This is a genomic window from Pilosibacter sp. YYHA0881 (genome assembly GCF_051602715.1).
GTDB lineage: Bacteria > Bacillota > Clostridia > Lachnospirales > Lachnospiraceae > Alitiscatomonas > Alitiscatomonas aceti.
In genome coordinates this window covers 672,803-690,302 of record NZ_CP175657.1, presented here as the reverse complement: position 1 = coordinate 690,302, position 17,500 = coordinate 672,803, and the positions used below count along the sequence as shown (strand labels likewise).

Below are 17,500 nucleotides of genomic sequence, written 5' to 3'. Positions count from 1 at the left end.
ACCATCCATAAAAAGGAGATCAATATGAGCAAACCAATCGTAGCCATTGTTGGCCGCCCCAACGTGGGAAAATCCACGCTGTTCAATGTGCTGGCCGGCAGTGCCATTTCCATTGTAAAAGATACCCCGGGAGTGACCAGGGACAGGATCTACGCAGACTGCACCTGGCTGAGCCACTCCTTTACGCTGATCGACACCGGCGGCATCGAGCCGGATTCCAGCGACATCATCCTTGCCCAGATGCGGGAGCAGGCCCAGATCGCCATTGATACGGCCGATGTGATCATTTTCATCGTGGACGTGCGCCAGGGCCTGGTGGATTCCGATTCCAAGGTGGCGGACATGCTGAGAAAATCCAGAAAGCCTGTGGTGCTGGCGGTCAATAAGGTGGACAGCTTTGAAAAGTTCGGAAACGACGTATATGAATTCTATAACCTGGGCATCGGGGATCCCGTCCCCGTATCCGCAGCCTCCCGGCTGGGCCTGGGAGAGCTTCTGGACGAGGTGGCAAAGCATTTTACTCCAGACCAGTACGACGACGAAGAGGACGACCGTCCCAGAGTAGCCATCGTAGGCAAGCCCAATGTGGGCAAGTCCTCCATCATCAATAAGATGCTGGGCGAAAACCGGGTGATCGTTTCTGATATTGCAGGCACCACCAGGGATGCTGTGGACACGGAGGTGATCCATAACGGCACCGAATACGTATTCATCGATACGGCAGGTCTCAGAAGAAAGAGCAAGGTAAAAGAGGATATCGAGCGGTACAGCATCATCCGCACGGTAACGGCTGTGGACCGGGCCGACGTGGTGTTAATGGTCATCGATGCCACCCAGGGCGTTACAGAGCAGGACGCCAAGATCGCAGGTATCGCCCATGACCGGGGGAAGGGCATCATCGTGGTGGTCAATAAGTGGGACGCCATCGAAAAAACAGACAAGACCATCTACGAGTATACCAATAAGCTCAAGGAGACCCTGGCCTATATGCCGTATGCAGAGTATGTGTTCGTATCAGCTCTCACGGGGCAGCGGATGCAGAAGCTCTTTGACCTGATCGACATGGTCCGGGAGAACCAGACCCTGCGGGTGGCCACCGGCGTCTTAAATGAGATCGTCACCGAGGCTGTGGCCATGCAGCAGCCCCCGTCGGACAAGGGAAAACGGTTAAAGATCTATTATGTGACCCAGGTATCTGTAAAGCCGCCCACCTTTGTGGTATTTGTCAACGACAAGGAACTGATGCACTTCTCTTACACCAGATATCTGGAAAACAAGATAAGGGAGGCCTTTGGCTTCCGGGGCACATCCTTAAAATTCATCATCCGGGAACGGAAGGAAAAGGAGTAGACCATGGAAAGGATCTTATGTCTTCTGACGGGGTATGTGTTCGGCCTGTTTCAGACCGGATATCTCTATGGAAAAATGCACCATATCGATATCAGACAGTATGGCAGCGGCAATTCCGGCACCACCAATGCGCTGCGGGTCATGGGGAAAAAGGCGGGCCTCCTGGTATTTATGGGAGACTTCCTGAAGACGGTCTTTGCCTGCCTGCTGGTGCGGCTGGTGATGAAGGGAGACCCCAGCGTGGACCTGTACGTCCTTTATGCGGGCCTGGGGGTGGTCCTTGGCCACAATTTCCCCTTCTATCTGCATTTTAAAGGCGGAAAAGGGATCGCCTCCATGGCCGGGATCCTGGTGTCCATGGACTGGCGGGTGACCCTGGTGTGCGCCTCTCTTTTCCTGGGGGCGGTGATCCTCACCAGATACGTGTCCCTGGGCTCGATCCTGGTGGTGACTGCTTTCTTTATCCAGATGGTGTTCTTCGGCCTGCGGGGGGACTATGCAGTGGCAGAGGGAGACCGGATGGAATTCTTTGCGGTGGCCGGAGTCCTTATGGTCATGGCCATCTGGCGCCACAGAGCCAATATAAGGAGGCTTCTGAAGGGCACAGAAAATAAATTGTGGGGAAATAAGGAAAAATAACAGGAGGGGAACTACTTATGGGAAAGATCGGTGTGATCGGTTCCGGTACATGGGGAACCGCCATTGCAGTGCTTTTAAATAATAACGGTCATCAGGTGGACTTATGGTCTGCGATCCCGCAGGAGATCGAGGAGATGCGCTCCACCCACAAGCATAAAAACCTTCCGGAGGTGACGCTTCCGGATTCCATCCGCTATACGGCGGATCTGGAGGAGGCCATGAAGGAAAAGGATATGCTGGTCCTTTCGGTCCCGTCGGTGTTTGTACGGTCCACGGCGCGGCGGATGAAGGAATTCTGCCCCCAGGGCCAGATCATCGTGGATGTGGCCAAGGGAATTGAAGAGGATACCTTAAAGACCATGACGGAGATCATCCAGGAGGAGATCCCCCAGTGTGAGCCGGCGGTCCTTTCGGGCCCCAGCCACGCGGAGGAGGTGAGCCGCGGCCTTCCCACCACCTGTGTGGCAGGCTCCAGGAAGAAAAGGATCGCGGAGGCTGTCCAGTCCGCCTTTATGAGCCCTGTATTCCGGGTGTACACAAGCCCGGACGTCCTTGGCATCGAGGTGGGGGCTGCCTTAAAGAATGTGGTGGCCCTGGCGGCGGGAGCTGCCGACGGCCTGGGGTACGGGGATAATACAAAAGCTGCCCTGATCACCCGCGGCATTGCAGAGATCAGCCGTCTGGGGATGGCCATGGGAGGCAGCTTCCAGACCTTTGCCGGGCTTACAGGCATCGGAGACCTGATCGTGACCTGCGCCAGTATGCACAGCCGGAACCGCCGGGCCGGGATCCTCATTGGTAAAGGCTATACCATGGAGGAGGCCATGAAGGAGGTCCAGATGGTGGTGGAGGGCGTATATTCAGCCAGAGCAGCCCTGGCCCTCTCAAAAAAATACAGCGTTCCCATGCCCATTGTGGAAGCGGTGAACCAGGTGCTGTTTGAAGGAAAACCCGCGAAAGACGCGGTGACCGATCTGATGATGCGGGACAGACGCATCGAGAATACCTCCCTTCCCTGGGAGGAATAGGCTTTTTTCCAGTTCTGTGAAAAACCCCCTTTGCATATACTCTGGTAGTATAAAAAGGGGGTATTTTCATGGACAATTTTCAGGTATACAAAGACATTGAAGCCCGGACGGGCGGAGAGATCTACATCGGCGTGGCCGGACCTGTCCGCACGGGAAAATCCACGTTCATCAAACGGTTTATGGAGCTGATGGTGCTTCCGAAGCTGCCGGAGGGCCATCTGAAGGCCATTGCCCGGGATGAACTGCCCCAGAGCGCCGCTGGAAAGACCATCATGACCACGGAGCCGAAATTTATTCCCAAGGAGGCGGCGGAGATCGCCCTGGAGGACGGGATCACGGCCCGGGTGCGGCTGGTGGACTGCGTGGGCTTTATGGTGGAGGGTGCGGCCGGACATGAGGAGAACGGAGAGGAGCGGCTGGTGAAAACACCCTGGTATGACCATGAGATCCCCTTTACCCAGGCTGCGGAGATCGGGACCAGGAAGGTGATCCGGGACCACTCCACCATCGGGATCGCAGTGACGGCCGACGGCTCCTTCGGAGAGCTGAAGCGGAATGATTATCTGGAGGCGGAAAACGAGACGGTCCGGGAGTTAAAGGAGATCGGGAAGCCCTTTGTGATGCTGTTAAACTCTGCCAGGCCCTATGCGGAGGAGACAAGAGAACTGGCGGAAAGACTGGAAAAGGACCATGGGGTCACAGTCCTTCCTATGAACTGTGAGCAGCTGAAGCGGGAGGATGTGGAGGCTATCCTGGCCACAGTCTTAAAAGAGTTTCCTGTGACGGAGCTCCGCTTCCATATCCCCAGGTGGATGGAGATCCTTCCAGAGGACCATCCCTTAAAGGCCGCGGCCATTGAAAGCGCCAGGGAGATCTTAAAGAAGGCAGACCAGATGAAGGATGTGGGAGGAGAAAACCTGGCTCCGGCGGGAGAGGGGATCCGGGAAATGACGGTCAGCCGGATGGAGATGGCCGACGGAACCGTGGAGATCCAGGTGAAAACAGAGGAATCATGTTATTTTAAGGTCATCAGCGAATTTTCCGGAGTCCCTGTCCGGGATGAATATGAGCTGTTCCATACCATGGCCAGGCTTTCGTCCATGGAGAGCGAATATGAGAAGGTAAAAAACGCCTTAAGCCAGGTGCGGGCCAGGGGCTACGGCATCGTCATGCCCCATAGATCGGAGATCGTCTTAGAGGAACCGGAGCTGATCCGCCATGGCAATAAATACGGCATCAAGATCCATGCCCAGGCCCCGTCCATCAATCTGATCAAGGCCCACATTGAGACGGAGATCGCTCCCATTGTAGGGAGCGAGGAGCAGGCCAGGGATCTGATCGCCTACATAAAGAAAAGCGCCCAGAAGGAGGACGGGGTATGGGAGACCAGCATATTCGGGAAATCCGTGGAGCAGATCGTGGAGGACGGCATGGAGGCCAAGATCTCCCAGATGACTGAGGACTGCCAGGCAAAGCTCCAGGATACCCTTCAGAAAATAATCAATGACAGCAATGGAGGAATGATTTGCATTATTATCTGAAAAGTGATATAATTATGTAACTATTTAAAAGCGGTCATTGACCGGTACCATACAAACGACAGGAGGGGTTCTATGAAATTGACATTCATTGGCGCCAACCACGAAGTGACGGGGAGCTGCCACTGCCTGGAGGCATGTGGAAAAAAGATCCTGGTCGATTATGGAATGGAGCAGGGGGGAAATGTTTATGAAAATGCAGAACTTCCGTTTGCGATCCCGGATGTGGATTATATCCTGATCACCCACGCCCACATCGATCATACGGGACTTCTGCCGCTGCTCTATGCAGAGGGCTTCCGGGGACAGATCTTTGCCACCCAGGCCACCTGCGATCTGTGCAACATTATGTTAAAGGACAGCGCCCATATCCAGGAAATGGAGGCGGAATGGAAGAACCGGAAGGCCAGGCGTGCCGGTAAGCCGGAGGTGGAGCCTCTCTACACCATAAACGACGCCCAAGGCGTTCTGACCCATTTTGTCCCCTGCCATTACAAAGATGTGCTGACCCTCACCGACGGCCTCAGGATCCGCTTCACCGATGTGGGCCACCTTCTGGGGTCTGCCTCCATCGAGGTATGGATGGAGGAAGAGGGGGTGGAGAAGAAGATCGTGTTCTCCGGCGACATCGGAAACAAGAATAAGCCGCTGATCAAAAACCCCAGCTATATTGACGAAGCGGATTATGTGGTCATGGAGTGTACCTACGGCGACCGGACCCATGACCGGACCCATGAGCACATCGAAGAGCTGGCCCAGATCCTCCAGGAGACCCTGGACCGGGGCGGCAACCTGGTGATCCCGGCCTTTGCCGTGGGCCGTACCCAGGAGATCCTGTATTTCATGAGAAAGATCAAGGAAGAAAAGCTCATAAAGGGCCATGATGATTTTGAGGTCTATGTGGACAGTCCGCTGGCAGTGGAGGCCACCCAGGTGTTTACAAAAAACATCATGGAATGCTACGATGAAGAGGCCATGGATCTGGTGAACCGGGGGATCAACCCCATCGGCTTCCCAGGTCTTAAGCTTTCCATCACCAGCGAGGATTCCAAAAACATCAACTTTGATATGACGCCCAAGGTGATCATCTCCGCGGCGGGCATGTGCGATGCCGGCCGTATCCGCCACCACTTAAAGCATAACCTGTGGCGGCCCGAATGTACCATCCTCTTTGCCGGCTACCAGGCTGTGGGGACCCTGGGGCGGAGTCTTCTGGAGGGAACCCAGGTGGTGAAGCTGTTCGGCGAGACCATCGATGTGGAGGCTCATATCGAAAAGCTGGACGGAATTTCCGGCCATGCAGATATGAACGGACTGATCACATGGGTATCGGCCTTTAAGGAAAAGCCGTCCCAGGTATTCCTGGTCCACGGCGACGACGATGTGTGCACCAGCTTTGCCGGCCTTCTCCACACAGACTATGGGTTTGAGACTGCGGCCCCGTTTTCCGGCTCTGTTTACGACCTGGCCGCAGGAGCATGGCTTAAACAGACTGTGGGCGTTCCCCTCCGCAGGGAGACAGAACGGCAGAAGGAGAACCGGACCATCTTTGAGCTTCTTGTGGCCGCAGGCGAGCGCCTGATGCGGGTGATCCGGAAGAACCGGGAATGTGCCAATAAAGACATAAAGAAATTTACAGCAGACGTCAATGCCCTCTGCGATAAGTGGGATCTGTAAAGGGCTGGCGGAAGGAAAGGATCATTCATGAAAGTAACGTTATACACAGATGGCGCGGCCCGCGGAAACCCCGACGGGCCGGGCGGCTACGGAGCTGTCCTCCAGTTTGTGGACAAGGAGGGCACGCTCCATGAAAAAGAGCTGTCCGCCGGATATGTGAAGACCACCAATAACCGGATGGAGCTGATGGCAGCCATTGCAGGGCTGGAGGCATTAAACCGGCCCTGTGAGGTGGAGCTTTATTCCGATTCCCGGTATCTGGTGGACGCTTTCAACCAGAAGTGGATCGACGGCTGGGTGAAGCATGGCTGGAACCGGCCCAAAAGCGGACCGGTGAAGAATTCGGACCTATGGAAGAGGCTTTTAAAGGCCATGGAGCCCCATGTGGTCACTTTTTTCTGGGTCAAGGGCCACGACGGCCATCCGGAGAATGAAAGATGCGACCGGCTGGCCACTGCGGCGGCCGACGGAAGCGGTCTCCTGACGGATACGGGGCTGGAAGCTTAGTCTGAACGACCGGCTGTGATGCCGGATCTGTGGAAAAAGTTACGATAATCTTACAAAATATTACTAATTTGCGATTTGTGTTCACAAGTGGTTCCGTTTGTGTTATCTTTATTTCATAAAGCAGACCAGAGATCGAAGGTCATACCGAATGGAGTTTGATATATGAACAGACGGAATGGAATGTGGCTCACAGTCCTGTGCATCCTGGCCGCCGGGATCTTTACCACCAGCGTCACCAGCAGCTTTGTGAGGGAGAGCACAGAGGCCGCCATGGCGGCCGTGACGGAAACCGAGGCCCGCGGGGCACAGATATCTGTGCCCAGGGAAGCATCCGTACCGGAAGCTTCCCTAAAGGCTCTGATGGACCAGGCAGATGCAGGCGTCCGGGGAAAGGGGGGAAAAGCCCCCCAGGCAGCCGGAGGGAAGGAACCGGGGAATCTGGCTCCGGGAGCCCGTGCGGCTCTGGGATCCCCGGAGACAGCCGTTGAAGAGGCGGAACAGGAGGAGGCGGCTGAAGCCGGGATCCAGGCGGCCGCAGAAGCGGATGCGGCTGTGGAGGAAACGGTAAAATCTCCTCTGGATCCGGCGGTGCCTGCGGAGGCAGTGGAGGCTTCCGGCCAGGAAGCCATGGAGGCAAAGACCGTATTTACAAAGGATGAGCTGGACGCCCGCCTGGAGAAGGCCAGGGAGCTGTCCTGGCAGTACCAGGGCAGCGTTAAGGACGAAAACGCCATTTCCGCCTATGCGGCGGCAGAGCAGCTCTGGACCCTGTGGGACCAGGAGCTGAACCTGGTATACGGCTCCATCCGGGCCCGTATGACTGAAAAAGAAGCGGAGACGCTGCGTATTGCAGAGCTGGAATGGATGAAGGAAAGGGACCAGGCGGCCGCCAGGGCTGCGGAAGCCTCCCCAGTCCCCCAGAACCAGACCCTGGAGTCCAGAAGGGCCATGGCGGAGGAAACGCGGGTCCGGTGCTACGAACTGATGGAAGAATATGAAGAGATCCTGGAGCGGATGCCGGACGGGGCGGCTTCAGAATAAAAACCGGGGAGATCATGGCCCCGGTTTTTATAATTTAAATTTTCTTCTTGCATATCTGGGGATTTAAGATTATGATATATCGTATATCAATGTGCCATTTATCAAAGCACAGGCGTCTGAATCTGAAAGACAGCCGGAAAAGGAGGAGTCTATGACCGCATTATTCGCTGCTTTTATAGAAACCGCAGGAAAGTTCCTGATCCTTGGGGCCGCCGCTTTCTTTGGCGTTGTCTGCGGAAAAAAATTCAGAGACAGAAGAAATAAACAGTAACCAGGAGGCAAAAGACCATGCAGAAATATGGTGTGAATGAACTGAGGAGAATGTTCCTTGAATTTTTCGAGAGCAAGGACCATCTGGCAATGAAGAGCTTCTCCCTCGTTCCGCATAATGATAACAGCTTACTTCTTATAAATGCCGGTATGGCTCCCTTAAAGCCCTATTTTACCGGCCAGGAGATCCCGCCCAGGCGCAGGGTATGTACCTGCCAGAAGTGTATCCGTACAGGCGATATCGAGAATATCGGAAAGACCGCCCGCCACGGCACCTTCTTTGAGATGCTGGGAAACTTTTCCTTTGGAGATTATTTTAAGACCGAATCCCTCCACTGGTCCTGGGAGTTCCTGACCCAGGTGGTGGGACTGGATCCCGACCGGCTCTATCCGTCCATCTACCTGGACGATGAAGAGGCCTTTAAGATCTGGAACGAGGAGATCGGTGTCCCCGCAGAAAGGATCTTCCGCTTTGGAAGAGAGGATAACTTCTGGGAGCATGGCGCAGGCCCCTGCGGCCCCTGTTCCGAGATCTATTATGACCGGGGAGAAAAGTATGGCTGCGGAAAGCCGGATTGTACCGTAGGCTGCGAATGCGACCGCTATATCGAGGTATGGAACAACGTATTCTCCCAGTTTGAGAACGACGGCCATGGAAATTATACGGAGCTGGCCCAGAAGAACATCGACACCGGCATGGGCTTAGAGCGTCTGGCCGTTGTGGTCCAGGATGTGGATTCTCTGTTCACCATCGACACCAACAAAGCGCTTTTAGACCGGGTATGCCAGCTGGCCGGAAAAGAATACCAGAAGGACTATGAAACTGACGTTTCCCTGCGGATCGTGACCGACCATATCAAATCCTGTACCTTTATGATCTCCGACGGCATCATGCCCTCCAACGAAGGCCGCGGCTATGTGCTCCGCCGGCTTTTACGCCGGGCTGCCCGCCATGGGAGAAAGCTGGGGATCGAAGGAAAGTTCTTAGCCAACCTCTCCGATACAGTGATCGCATTATCCAAAGACGGATATCCGGAGCTGGAGGAGAAGAAGGTGATGATCTTTAAGGTCCTTACAGAGGAAGAGGACAAGTTCAATAAGACCATCGACCAGGGCCTTGCCATCCTTTCCGATATGGAAGAGGAGATGAGAAAGAGCGGCTCGGATACCCTTTCCGGCGCAGACGCCTTCAAGCTTTATGATACCTACGGCTTCCCGCTGGATCTTACAAAGGAGATCCTGGAGGAAAGGTCCTTCCAGGTGGATGAAGAGGGCTTTGCCGCCTGCATGAAGGAGCAGAAGGAAAAAGCCAGAAAGGCCAGAAAGACCACCAACTATATGGGCGCAGATGTGACCGTTTACCAGTCCATCGACCCGGCAGTCACCACAAAATTCGTGGGATATGACCATCTGGTCCATGATTCAGCCATTACAGTGCTGACCACAGAGGACGAGATCGTGGAAGCCCTTACGGACGGCCAGAGGGGAACCATCCTGGTGGAGGAGACCCCGTTTTACGGCACTATGGGAGGCCAGCAGGCCGATACCGGCGTGATCGTATCGGAAAACGGCGAATTTACCGTGGAGGACACGATCCATCTCCAGGGCGGCAAGGTAGGCCACGTGGGAGTAATGACAAAGGGAATGTTCAAGACCGGCGATACCGTGACCTTAAAGGTGGATGAGGAAAACCGCGCCTTAACGGCCAGAAACCACAGTGCCACCCACTTACTCCATAAGGCGCTCCGGACCGTTCTCGGGGATCATGTGGAGCAGGCTGGTTCTTTAGTGACCAGGGACCGTCTCCGCTTTGACTTTACCCATTTCTCCGCCATGACTCCCGAGGAGATCAGACAGGTGGAGGAGATCGTAAATAAAGAGATCCATGCGGGACTTTCTGTTGTGACTGACGAAATGAGCCTGGAGGATGCGAAAAAGACAGGCGCCATGGCCCTGTTCGGCGAGAAGTACGGAGAGACGGTCCGCGTAGTAAGGATGGGCGATTTCTCCACAGAGCTCTGCGGCGGGACCCATGTGGCCAACACCTCCTCCATCAGCTCCTTTAAGATCCTGTCCGAGGCAGGGATCGCAGCCGGAGTAAGAAGGATCGAGGCGCTGACCTCCGACGGACTCATGGCCCATTATGCCGAAACAGAAAAGGAGCTCCATGAGGCGGCAGCAGCAGCCAAAACGACTCCGGGTGCCCTGACTGCAAAGATCGAGGCTATGTTAGAGGAGATCAAGGCCCTCCATTCGGAAAATGAGAAGCTTAAGAGCAAGCTTGCCAAGGAGGCCATGGGCGACGTGATGGACCAGGTGCAGGAAGTAAAGGGCGTGAAGGTCCTGGCTGTCCGCGCCGACGGCGTTGATATGAACGGCTTAAGGAACCTGGGTGACCAGTTAAAAGAAAAGCTGGGCGAGGGCGTCATCGTCATCGCTTCCGTCCTGGACGGCAAGGTGAACCTGATGGCCACAGCCACAGACGGAGCCCAGAAGGCGGGAGCCCATGCCGGAAACCTCATCAAGGCCATTGCTGGTCTGGTGGGCGGAGGCGGCGGCGGCCGTCCCAATATGGCCCAGGCCGGCGGTAAGAACCCCGCAGGCGTGGACGAGGCCCTGGCAAAGGTGGCCGAAACGGTGGAATCCCAGGTAAGATAACCCGGCATCAGCCAGTTTTTTACAAATTTTTCATAATTCCAAAAAAATCTATTGACGAATGTGTAATTTATGATATAATCATACCAGTGCTAAAAAATACCCAAACAGTTGTATTATGCACAATTACACAACTGGAGGGAGGTTAGGTGTGAGCTATGTCAAACGTAATCGTTAAAGATAACGAGAGCCTGGACAGCGCTTTACGCAGATTCAAAAGAAACTGCGCAAAGGCTGGTATTCAGCAGGAGATCCGTAAAAGAGAGCATTATGAAAAGCCCAGCGTAAGACGTAAGAAAAAGTCTGAAGCGGCAAGAAAGCGTAAATACAACTAATCATTGAATGAAACGCGTAATGAAGAAGATATTCCGTAACAGGGATATCTTCTTTTTTTGTCCGGAACTGCATATAGTAGCATGAATCCACCAAAGGCGGGGACAGGATTTGAAAAGGAAACGAGACGGAATGAACGGGCTGGCAGAGTCCCTGGGGCTTCCGCTGGACGCCAGCCGGGGAGAGACGATCCTGACCTTTGTGGGGCGGTCCATGGTCCGGATCGAGAATTACAGGAGCATCCTGGTATACTCAGATACATATTTAAAGATCCAGGCTGGAAAATACAGGCTTTCCATCGACGGAAGGAACCTTCGGATCCGCTATTATGATAAGGATGAGATGGAGATCACAGGGAATATAGATGCCATCGGCTTTGATGAGAGGTGACGGACTTTGAGGGAAAAGAGGCGTCTTTTTTTTAAGGGCGGGGTGCAGGCGGAGATCACAGGTCTTGGCCGGGAGCGTTTTTTTAACATTGCGGCCCGCCGGGAGCTTTTTGTAACAGGGATCGGGACAGACCGGGACGGACACGTCCTGTTCTGGACCACAGGCGAGGATTATAAAAAAATGAAGCCGGCGGCAAGAAAGGCCGGCGTTCGCCTTTTTTTAAGGAAAAAGTACGGACTTCCCTTTTTTCTTTTCCGGAACAGAAAGCGGAAGCCACTGGCTGCCGGATTCATCTGCTTCTTCCTTTTGCTGTACGGCCTGTCCTTTTTTATATGGGACATTTCCTTTGAGGGAAACTTAAGGTTCACGGACCAGACGCTCCTGCACTATATGGAGACGCTGCCAGTGGCCTGCGGCATGAGAAAATCCGCAGTCTCCTGTGAAGAACTTGAGGAGAGCCTGAGAAACCAGTTTGCAGAGATCACCTGGGTATCGGCAGAGATCAAAGGGACCAGGCTCACAGTGCGGATCAAGGAGAACGAGGCCATGCTGTCGCCTGTGGAGCCAGACCGGACGCCCTGCGATCTGACGGCTGAAAAGGACGGCGTTATCGAGCGGTGCGTGGTCCGGAACGGCCTTCTCAAGGTGAGGGCCGGGGATCCGGTGGCCGCCGGGGATCTTCTGGTGGCCGGGACGATCCCCATTTACGATGATTCAGAGAACCTGGTCAGCTCCCATGAGATCCGGGCAGACGCGGAGGTCTATGCAAGGACTGTATATGAGACGGAAAAGAAGCTTCCCCTTACCTATGAGGTAAAGAGCCGGACGGGGAGGGTCAGGCGCGGGGCATTTTTCAGTATCTTTGGCAGGACCTTTTATTTCCTGATGCCGGCCTACGGGGATGCTTCCTGGGAATTTTTTATGGAGGAGAGGCAGCTTAGGCTTTTTGAGGACTTCTGTCTGCCGGTATACGGAGGGCTCGTGACGGCTCTGGAATACGTTCCCTATGAGCGGGCTTATACAAAAGAGGAGGTTTCTGCCGAAAAAGACCGGTATATGGAGGAATATATGGAAAAATTACAGGAAAAAGGTATACAAATCCTTGCAAATGATGGTAAAATAGAAAAAGGTGAATCCGGCTGGAAGATCCAGGGGACAGTAACCGTGATCGAGGACATTGCGGGGCCCGTCCCCATACCGGAAAAACATGAGGAGAATCAGACAGTAAATGAGTTTAATTGAGACAATCATAGACGTTCCCGCGGAACATGAGCGGAAGGTCTGCGGACAGTTCGACTGCTACTTAAAAAAGATTGAAAGGACGCTCCATGTGTCCATGATCGCCAGGGACGGGGAGATCAAGATTATTGGCCCGGACCACGCGGTGAAGAAGGCCAAAAGCGTGTTTTCCACCCTCATCGAGCTTTCAAAACGGGGAGAAGAGGTGGGAGAGCAGAATGTGGATTATGCCCTGGCCCTTTCCTTTGAGGGGAAGGATGAAGCCCTTTTGGAGATCGATAAGGATATCATCTGCCGCACCATCAACGGGAAGCCTGTAAAGCCCAAGACCCTGGGACAGAAGCAGTATATCGACCTGATCCGGAAAAAGATGATCGTGTTCGGCGTGGGCCCGGCGGGAACGGGAAAAACGTATCTGGGCATGTCCATGGCCATCCAGGCATTTAAGAACGGAGAGGTGAACCGGATCATCCTTACCAGGCCCGCCATCGAGGCCGGAGAGAAGCTGGGCTTCCTGCCGGGAGACTTGCAGAGCAAGATCGATCCGTATCTGCGGCCCCTGTACGACGCCCTGTATCAGATCATGGGCGCCGAGTCCTATCTGCACAACGCGGAAAAGGGACTGATCGAGGTGGCTCCCCTGGCTTATATGAGGGGACGCACCCTGGACAATGCGTTCATCATCCTGGACGAGGCCCAGAATACCACCCAGGCCCAGATGAAGATGTTCCTGACCCGTATCGGCTTCGGCTCCAAGGTCATCATCACCGGCGACCAGTCCCAGAAGGACCTTCCCTATGGAACGGTCTCAGGCCTGGATACGGCTCTTAAGATCTTAAAGAACATCGACGATATCGGGATCTGCTACTTCACCAGCGACGACGTGGTGCGCCATCCGCTGGTACAGAAGATCGTAAAAGCATATGATGAATATGAGGCCCGCGGCAAAGGCGCAAAAAAGCCGGACCGCCAGGCCGGAAGGGACGGAAGAAATGACAGTAACCATCGAGTATGAGGCCGAAGAGAGGCTGGAAGTTCCTTATGAGGAGATCATCCGCAATGTGGTGGAGGAAGCCCTGGACTACGTGGAGTGCCCTTACGACGCGGAGGTAAACGTGGTCCTGACGGACAATGAGGGGATCCATCAGATCAACCTGGACATGCGGGGCATCGACCGTCCCACAGACGTACTTTCTTTTCCTATGTGCGACTTTGAGACACCAGGAGATTTTGACGGGCTGGAGGAGACACCGGAGGAGTATTTCAATCCGGATACGGGAGAGCTGATGCTGGGGGATATCGTGATCTCTGTGGAAAAGGTAAAGGAACAGGCGGAAAAATTCGGCCATTCGGAGACCAGGGAGCTGGCCTTTTTAGTGGCCCACAGCATGCTCCATTTAAGCGGCTATGACCATATGGAGGATGAGGAACGGCTGGATATGGAAGAAAAACAGAGGGAGATTCTGGAACGGAGGGGTTACAGGAGATGAGAAGGCATGGCAGAAAGGGGATCATGGTGCTGGCGGCAGCCGTTCTTGCGGCCACTCTTTCCGGGTGCGGAAAGAAATATGAGGAGGCAGCGGTGACCACGGCGGCAGAGACAGAGGCTGAACCTACCCGGGTGGTGGTCCTGGAGACTGAGCCGGAAACGGAGCCGCCGGAGACAGAACCAGAGGAGCCGGTGGAGCGCGTTGAGGTGGATGGAAAGATCCGGAGCTATCTCACCGGGGAAATGGTGGATGTGGCCATCGGAAACCGCCGTCCTCTGGCGGTGATGATGAGCAACGATAAGGAGTCCCTGCCCCAGTACGGCATCAACCGGGCCGGAGTGGTCTATGAGGTGCCGGTGGAGGGGGAAATGAACCGCTATATGGCCCTGATCGAGGACTATGACGGCCTGGAGCGGATCGGGTCGGTCCGGAGCGCCCGCACCTGCTATACCTATTTTGCCAGAGAGTACGACGCTATTTTTGCCCACTACGGCCAGAGCACCTTTGCAAAGAAATATCTGAACAATGTGGACAATATCAATGGCCTGGACGGCATCGGCGGTACGGCCTATTACCGTACCAAGGACCGGAAAGCGCCTCATAACGCCTATACCAGCGGAGAGCGGGTCAATAAGGCCATTGAAAAGCTGGGCTACCGCACTGGCTACGGGGATTCCTATGAGGGCCATTTCCAGTTTGCCAGGGGAAAGGAGCAGATCGTTCCGGACAGTGACGACGCATTCAAGGTGGTTCCCGGCTATCCCATGAACAAGCCCTGGTTTGAGTACCAGGAGTCGGACGGCCTGTACCACCGGTTCCAGTATGGGAGCCATCATAAAGGAAACGAGGGACTCATTGCCGTTAAAAACATTATCTTCCAGTATGTGGAATGGGGCCACTATGCCTCTACTCCCTATCTGAATATCAATGTACATAAGGGCCGTGAGGGATACTATTTCACCAACGGGAAATACCAGAAGATCACCTGGAAAAAGGACGGGGAATTTGGTGTGACCCGGTATTATGACCTGGACGGCAATGAGATCACATTAAACAAGGGAAAGACCTGGATCTGCATCATTGGTGCAGACCGGTATGATAAGGCTGAGATTTATGGAAAGTAAAGAAATGAGAGAGCGGGGAGCCAGCCGGAAAAAGGCCGGCTCCCGGCCGGAGAAAACGGGGGGAGAATCCAATTTTGTGGTCCAGGGCAGCATCCTGGCCATCGCCTCCATTGTGGTGAGGATCATCGGCATCGCCTACCGGATCCCCATGATAAACATCATTGGCGACGAGGGAATGGGCTATTACGGGACTGCGTTTAACGTGTATAACATTGCCCTGCTCCTGTCCTCTTACAGCCTTCCTCTGGCCGTATCCAAGATGGTATCCGTCCGGCTGGCCAGGAAGCAGTACCGGAATTCTGTCCGGATCCTGCGGGCAGCCCTGGTCTACGCCACGGTGGTGGGAGCCCTGGCAGCGGCCGTTATCTGGTTCGGAGCCGACTTCTTTGCAAGAGAAGTTTTTTTTATGCCCTATGCGGCCTTTGCGTTAAAGACCCTGGCTCCCACTGTCTGGATCATGGCGTATCTGGGCGTGTTCAGAGGCTATTACCAGGGCCAGGGGACCATGGTTCCCACGGCCCTGTCCCAGGTCTTTGAGCAGATCGTAAACGCCATTGTCAGCGTGGCCGCCGGAAGCTGGCTGTTTAACCAGGCCATAAAGGTAGAGATCTTAAGGGGGGAGTCCGGCTCCGGCTATTCCAATTCCTGGGGCGCTGCCGGAGGCACTATCGGAACAGGCGCAGGCGCTTTTACGGCCCTGGTGTTCCTGCTGCTTCTGTTTGCCGCTTACCAGAGGACCATCCGGAAGAAGGTACGCAGGGACCGGTCCGGCTCCCTGGAGAGTTATGGGACCATTACTAAGATCTTATTTTTTACAGTGGTCCCGGTGGTGGTGAGCTCTGCCATTTATAATGTCAACAGCGTCCTGGACAACGGTCTCCTGGCCTATAATTTCAAGAGCCTGGGCATGGAGGAGGAGTTTATCTCCCAGTGGGGCGTGTACACGGGAAAATACCATCTTCTGATCAACGTTCCCATGGCTGTCTCCAATGCCCTGTCCTCGTCGCTGATCCCGTCGGTGTCCCGGGCTGTGGCCACCGGGGACCGGCGCATGGTGAAAAAGAAGGTGGCCGCTGCGATCCGGTTTTCCCTCCTGATCGCCATTCCGTCCGCCGTGGGCCTTACGGTCCTGGCGGGGCCGGTGAATAACCTTTTATTCTCGGGCGATAATGACCTGGCAGTCCAGATGACCCTGTACGGGTCCATTGCTGTGGTCTTTTATTCTGTGTCCACGGTGACCAATGCCATTTTACAGGGCATCGACCGGATGCGGCTGCCCATCGTCCATGCCCTGACTGCCCTGGTCCTGCATCTGGCGGCCATGGAGGTCATGGTCCTGGTGTTCCATATGGGGATCTTCTCCATGGTATTTGCCAATATCCTGTTTGCAGTGATCATGTGCTTTTTAAACCACAGATCCATACGGAAGATCCTGGGCTACCGCCAGGAGGTGAAAAAGACCATCCTCCTGCCGGCTGCGGCTTCGGCGGTCATGGGTGCGGCAGCAGTGGGCGTCTATAAGCTCATACACCTGGGGATCCAGAGCAACGCAGTCTGCACCCTGGGGGCCGTGGCTGCTGCCGTGGCGGTCTACGGAGTCCTTCTGGTGAAGCTTGGCTGCCTGGACGAGGACGAGCTGCACCAGATGCCCGGCGGGACCAGGCTTTTGCAGATGTTCCGGAAGCTGCGGCTCATGTAGGCCAAACTTTGGCAGAAAATCCGTAAAAGCTGTTTAAAACAGGGAAAGAAAGCAGATACTGTTTTCAGAAGGAGTGATTTCCAATGAAAAAATATGTATCCTGCTTTCTTTTCTTTTTGGTGCTGACGGCAGGCTGCCTGGTGTCCCTGTTTGTCCTTACCATTGATCCGCCCAGACAGCAGGCGGCAGAGGTGCAGATGACCGAATCCGTGGAACAGCCGGCCCTGGCGGAAGGCAGCGGAGAGGAGGAGATGGCCCACCTGGTGCTGAACCAGGAGGCAGTGGAGCCGGAGCCTGTAAAGGACAGCTTCTGCCTGGTGGCGGAGGAGGGGTATCTCATTGTTTATGACGACAGCCTGGCAACGGTGAATCTTTTCACCCATATGCCCCTTTCGGATTTTCCGCCGGTGGAACAGGAAAGGCTCATGGAGGGGATCTGGTTTCCCACCATGGCGGAAATTTTCAGCTATCTGGAATCTTACACCAGTTAAGACTTGCAATTTAAACGCCGGGTGGATAT

The 17,500-nt window shown here is 54.7% G+C and carries 16 protein-coding genes; all 16 read left to right on the top strand.

Going from position 1 to position 17,500, the window contains the following annotated elements; genetic code table 11:
• Window positions 1-24 precede the first annotated feature (24 nt).
• The 16 genes from der to ACI6NM_RS03265 all read left to right on the top strand — a co-directional run bounded on the left by der (window position 25) and on the right by ACI6NM_RS03265 (window position 17,471).
• Window positions 25-1,350 carry a ribosome biogenesis GTPase Der gene (gene der / locus ACI6NM_RS03340; protein WP_022273967.1) on the top strand — a complete coding sequence of 442 codons (1,326 nt, stop codon included), beginning with the start codon at window positions 25-27 and terminating at the stop codon, window positions 1,348-1,350.
• A 3-nt stretch (window positions 1,351-1,353) separates the two neighbouring features.
• On the top strand, window positions 1,354-1,989 hold the full coding sequence (gene plsY, locus ACI6NM_RS03335; RefSeq protein WP_022273968.1) for a glycerol-3-phosphate 1-O-acyltransferase PlsY: 636 nt from the start codon (window positions 1,354-1,356) through the stop codon (window positions 1,987-1,989).
• A gap of 17 nt (window positions 1,990-2,006) precedes the next feature.
• On the top strand, window positions 2,007-3,017 hold the full coding sequence (locus ACI6NM_RS03330) for an NAD(P)H-dependent glycerol-3-phosphate dehydrogenase (RefSeq protein WP_158360236.1): 1,011 nt from the start codon (window positions 2,007-2,009) through the stop codon (window positions 3,015-3,017).
• A 68-nt stretch (window positions 3,018-3,085) separates the two neighbouring features.
• Window positions 3,086-4,558, top strand: a complete 1,473-nt coding sequence (gene spoIVA, locus ACI6NM_RS03325) for a stage IV sporulation protein A (protein WP_022273970.1) — start codon at window positions 3,086-3,088, stop codon at window positions 4,556-4,558.
• Window positions 4,559-4,630: 72 nt separating this feature from the next.
• Window positions 4,631-6,232, top strand: a complete 1,602-nt coding sequence (locus tag ACI6NM_RS03320; RefSeq protein WP_262426843.1) for an MBL fold metallo-hydrolase RNA specificity domain-containing protein — start codon at window positions 4,631-4,633, stop codon at window positions 6,230-6,232.
• Window positions 6,233-6,259: 27 nt separating this feature from the next.
• A complete protein-coding gene (gene rnhA / locus ACI6NM_RS03315; protein WP_158360233.1) occupies window positions 6,260-6,739 on the top strand; it encodes a ribonuclease HI in 480 nt (159 codons plus the stop codon).
• A 162-nt stretch (window positions 6,740-6,901) separates the two neighbouring features.
• Window positions 6,902-7,780 carry a lysozyme inhibitor LprI family protein gene (locus ACI6NM_RS03310; protein WP_262426842.1) on the top strand — a complete coding sequence of 293 codons (879 nt, stop codon included), beginning with the start codon at window positions 6,902-6,904 and terminating at the stop codon, window positions 7,778-7,780.
• A 288-nt stretch (window positions 7,781-8,068) separates the two neighbouring features.
• Entirely contained in the window at window positions 8,069-10,708 is a 2,640-nt protein-coding gene (gene alaS, locus ACI6NM_RS03305; RefSeq protein ID WP_022273975.1) for an alanine--tRNA ligase, read from the top strand.
• A 155-nt stretch (window positions 10,709-10,863) separates the two neighbouring features.
• Window positions 10,864-11,040, top strand: a complete 177-nt coding sequence (rpsU, locus tag ACI6NM_RS03300) for a 30S ribosomal protein S21 (RefSeq protein WP_003504099.1) — start codon at window positions 10,864-10,866, stop codon at window positions 11,038-11,040.
• 109 nt (window positions 11,041-11,149) lie between these two features.
• On the top strand, window positions 11,150-11,428 hold the full coding sequence (locus tag ACI6NM_RS03295; RefSeq protein WP_252207865.1) for a YabP/YqfC family sporulation protein: 279 nt from the start codon (window positions 11,150-11,152) through the stop codon (window positions 11,426-11,428).
• A 6-nt stretch (window positions 11,429-11,434) separates the two neighbouring features.
• A complete protein-coding gene (locus ACI6NM_RS03290; protein ID WP_158356905.1) occupies window positions 11,435-12,670 on the top strand; it encodes a sporulation protein YqfD in 1,236 nt (411 codons plus the stop codon).
• On the top strand, window positions 12,657-13,682 hold the full coding sequence (locus tag ACI6NM_RS03285) for a PhoH family protein (protein ID WP_022273978.1): 1,026 nt from the start codon (window positions 12,657-12,659) through the stop codon (window positions 13,680-13,682). Before ACI6NM_RS03290 ends, ACI6NM_RS03285 begins: the two co-directional genes overlap by 14 nt.
• The gene (ybeY, locus tag ACI6NM_RS03280; RefSeq protein WP_022273979.1) at window positions 13,660-14,157 is read left to right on the top strand and encodes an rRNA maturation RNase YbeY; all 498 of its coding nucleotides are present in this window, start codon (window positions 13,660-13,662) and stop codon (window positions 14,155-14,157) included. The genes ACI6NM_RS03285 and ybeY overlap by 23 nt, the downstream gene beginning before the upstream one ends.
• On the top strand, window positions 14,154-15,281 hold the full coding sequence (locus tag ACI6NM_RS03275; protein ID WP_158356904.1) for a DUF3048 domain-containing protein: 1,128 nt from the start codon (window positions 14,154-14,156) through the stop codon (window positions 15,279-15,281). The genes ybeY and ACI6NM_RS03275 overlap by 4 nt, the downstream gene beginning before the upstream one ends.
• Entirely contained in the window at window positions 15,271-16,980 is a 1,710-nt protein-coding gene (locus ACI6NM_RS03270) for a putative polysaccharide biosynthesis protein (protein ID WP_330599896.1), read from the top strand. The genes ACI6NM_RS03275 and ACI6NM_RS03270 overlap by 11 nt, the downstream gene beginning before the upstream one ends.
• A gap of 83 nt (window positions 16,981-17,063) precedes the next feature.
• Window positions 17,064-17,471: a hypothetical protein gene (locus tag ACI6NM_RS03265; protein ID WP_022273982.1), complete on the top strand. Its 408-nt coding sequence runs from the start codon at window positions 17,064-17,066 to the stop codon at window positions 17,469-17,471.
• Window positions 17,472-17,500: the final 29 nt, after the last annotated feature.

Bases quoted from the DNA above. Each gene is read 5' to 3' on its own strand.
- ACI6NM_RS03275 (WP_158356904.1), top strand. From the start codon at position 14,154: ATGAGAAGGCATGGCAGAAAGGGGATCATGGTGCTGGCGGCAGCCGTT.
- ACI6NM_RS03270 (WP_330599896.1), top strand. From the start codon at position 15,271: ATGGAAAGTAAAGAAATGAGAGAGCGGGGAGCCAGCCGGAAAAAGGCC.
- ACI6NM_RS03320 (WP_262426843.1), top strand. From the start codon at position 4,631: ATGAAATTGACATTCATTGGCGCCAACCACGAAGTGACGGGGAGCTGC.
- ybeY (WP_022273979.1), top strand. From the start codon at position 13,660: ATGACAGTAACCATCGAGTATGAGGCCGAAGAGAGGCTGGAAGTTCCT.
- der (WP_022273967.1), top strand. From the start codon at position 25: ATGAGCAAACCAATCGTAGCCATTGTTGGCCGCCCCAACGTGGGAAAA.
- plsY (WP_022273968.1), top strand. From the start codon at position 1,354: ATGGAAAGGATCTTATGTCTTCTGACGGGGTATGTGTTCGGCCTGTTT.
- rnhA (WP_158360233.1), top strand. From the start codon at position 6,260: ATGAAAGTAACGTTATACACAGATGGCGCGGCCCGCGGAAACCCCGAC.
- ACI6NM_RS03265 (WP_022273982.1), top strand. From the start codon at position 17,064: ATGAAAAAATATGTATCCTGCTTTCTTTTCTTTTTGGTGCTGACGGCA.
- alaS (WP_022273975.1), top strand. From the start codon at position 8,069: ATGCAGAAATATGGTGTGAATGAACTGAGGAGAATGTTCCTTGAATTT.
- ACI6NM_RS03330 (WP_158360236.1), top strand. From the start codon at position 2,007: ATGGGAAAGATCGGTGTGATCGGTTCCGGTACATGGGGAACCGCCATT.
- rpsU (WP_003504099.1), top strand. From the start codon at position 10,864: ATGTCAAACGTAATCGTTAAAGATAACGAGAGCCTGGACAGCGCTTTA.
- ACI6NM_RS03310 (WP_262426842.1), top strand. From the start codon at position 6,902: ATGAACAGACGGAATGGAATGTGGCTCACAGTCCTGTGCATCCTGGCC.
- ACI6NM_RS03285 (WP_022273978.1), top strand. From the start codon at position 12,657: ATGAGTTTAATTGAGACAATCATAGACGTTCCCGCGGAACATGAGCGG.
- spoIVA (WP_022273970.1), top strand. From the start codon at position 3,086: ATGGACAATTTTCAGGTATACAAAGACATTGAAGCCCGGACGGGCGGA.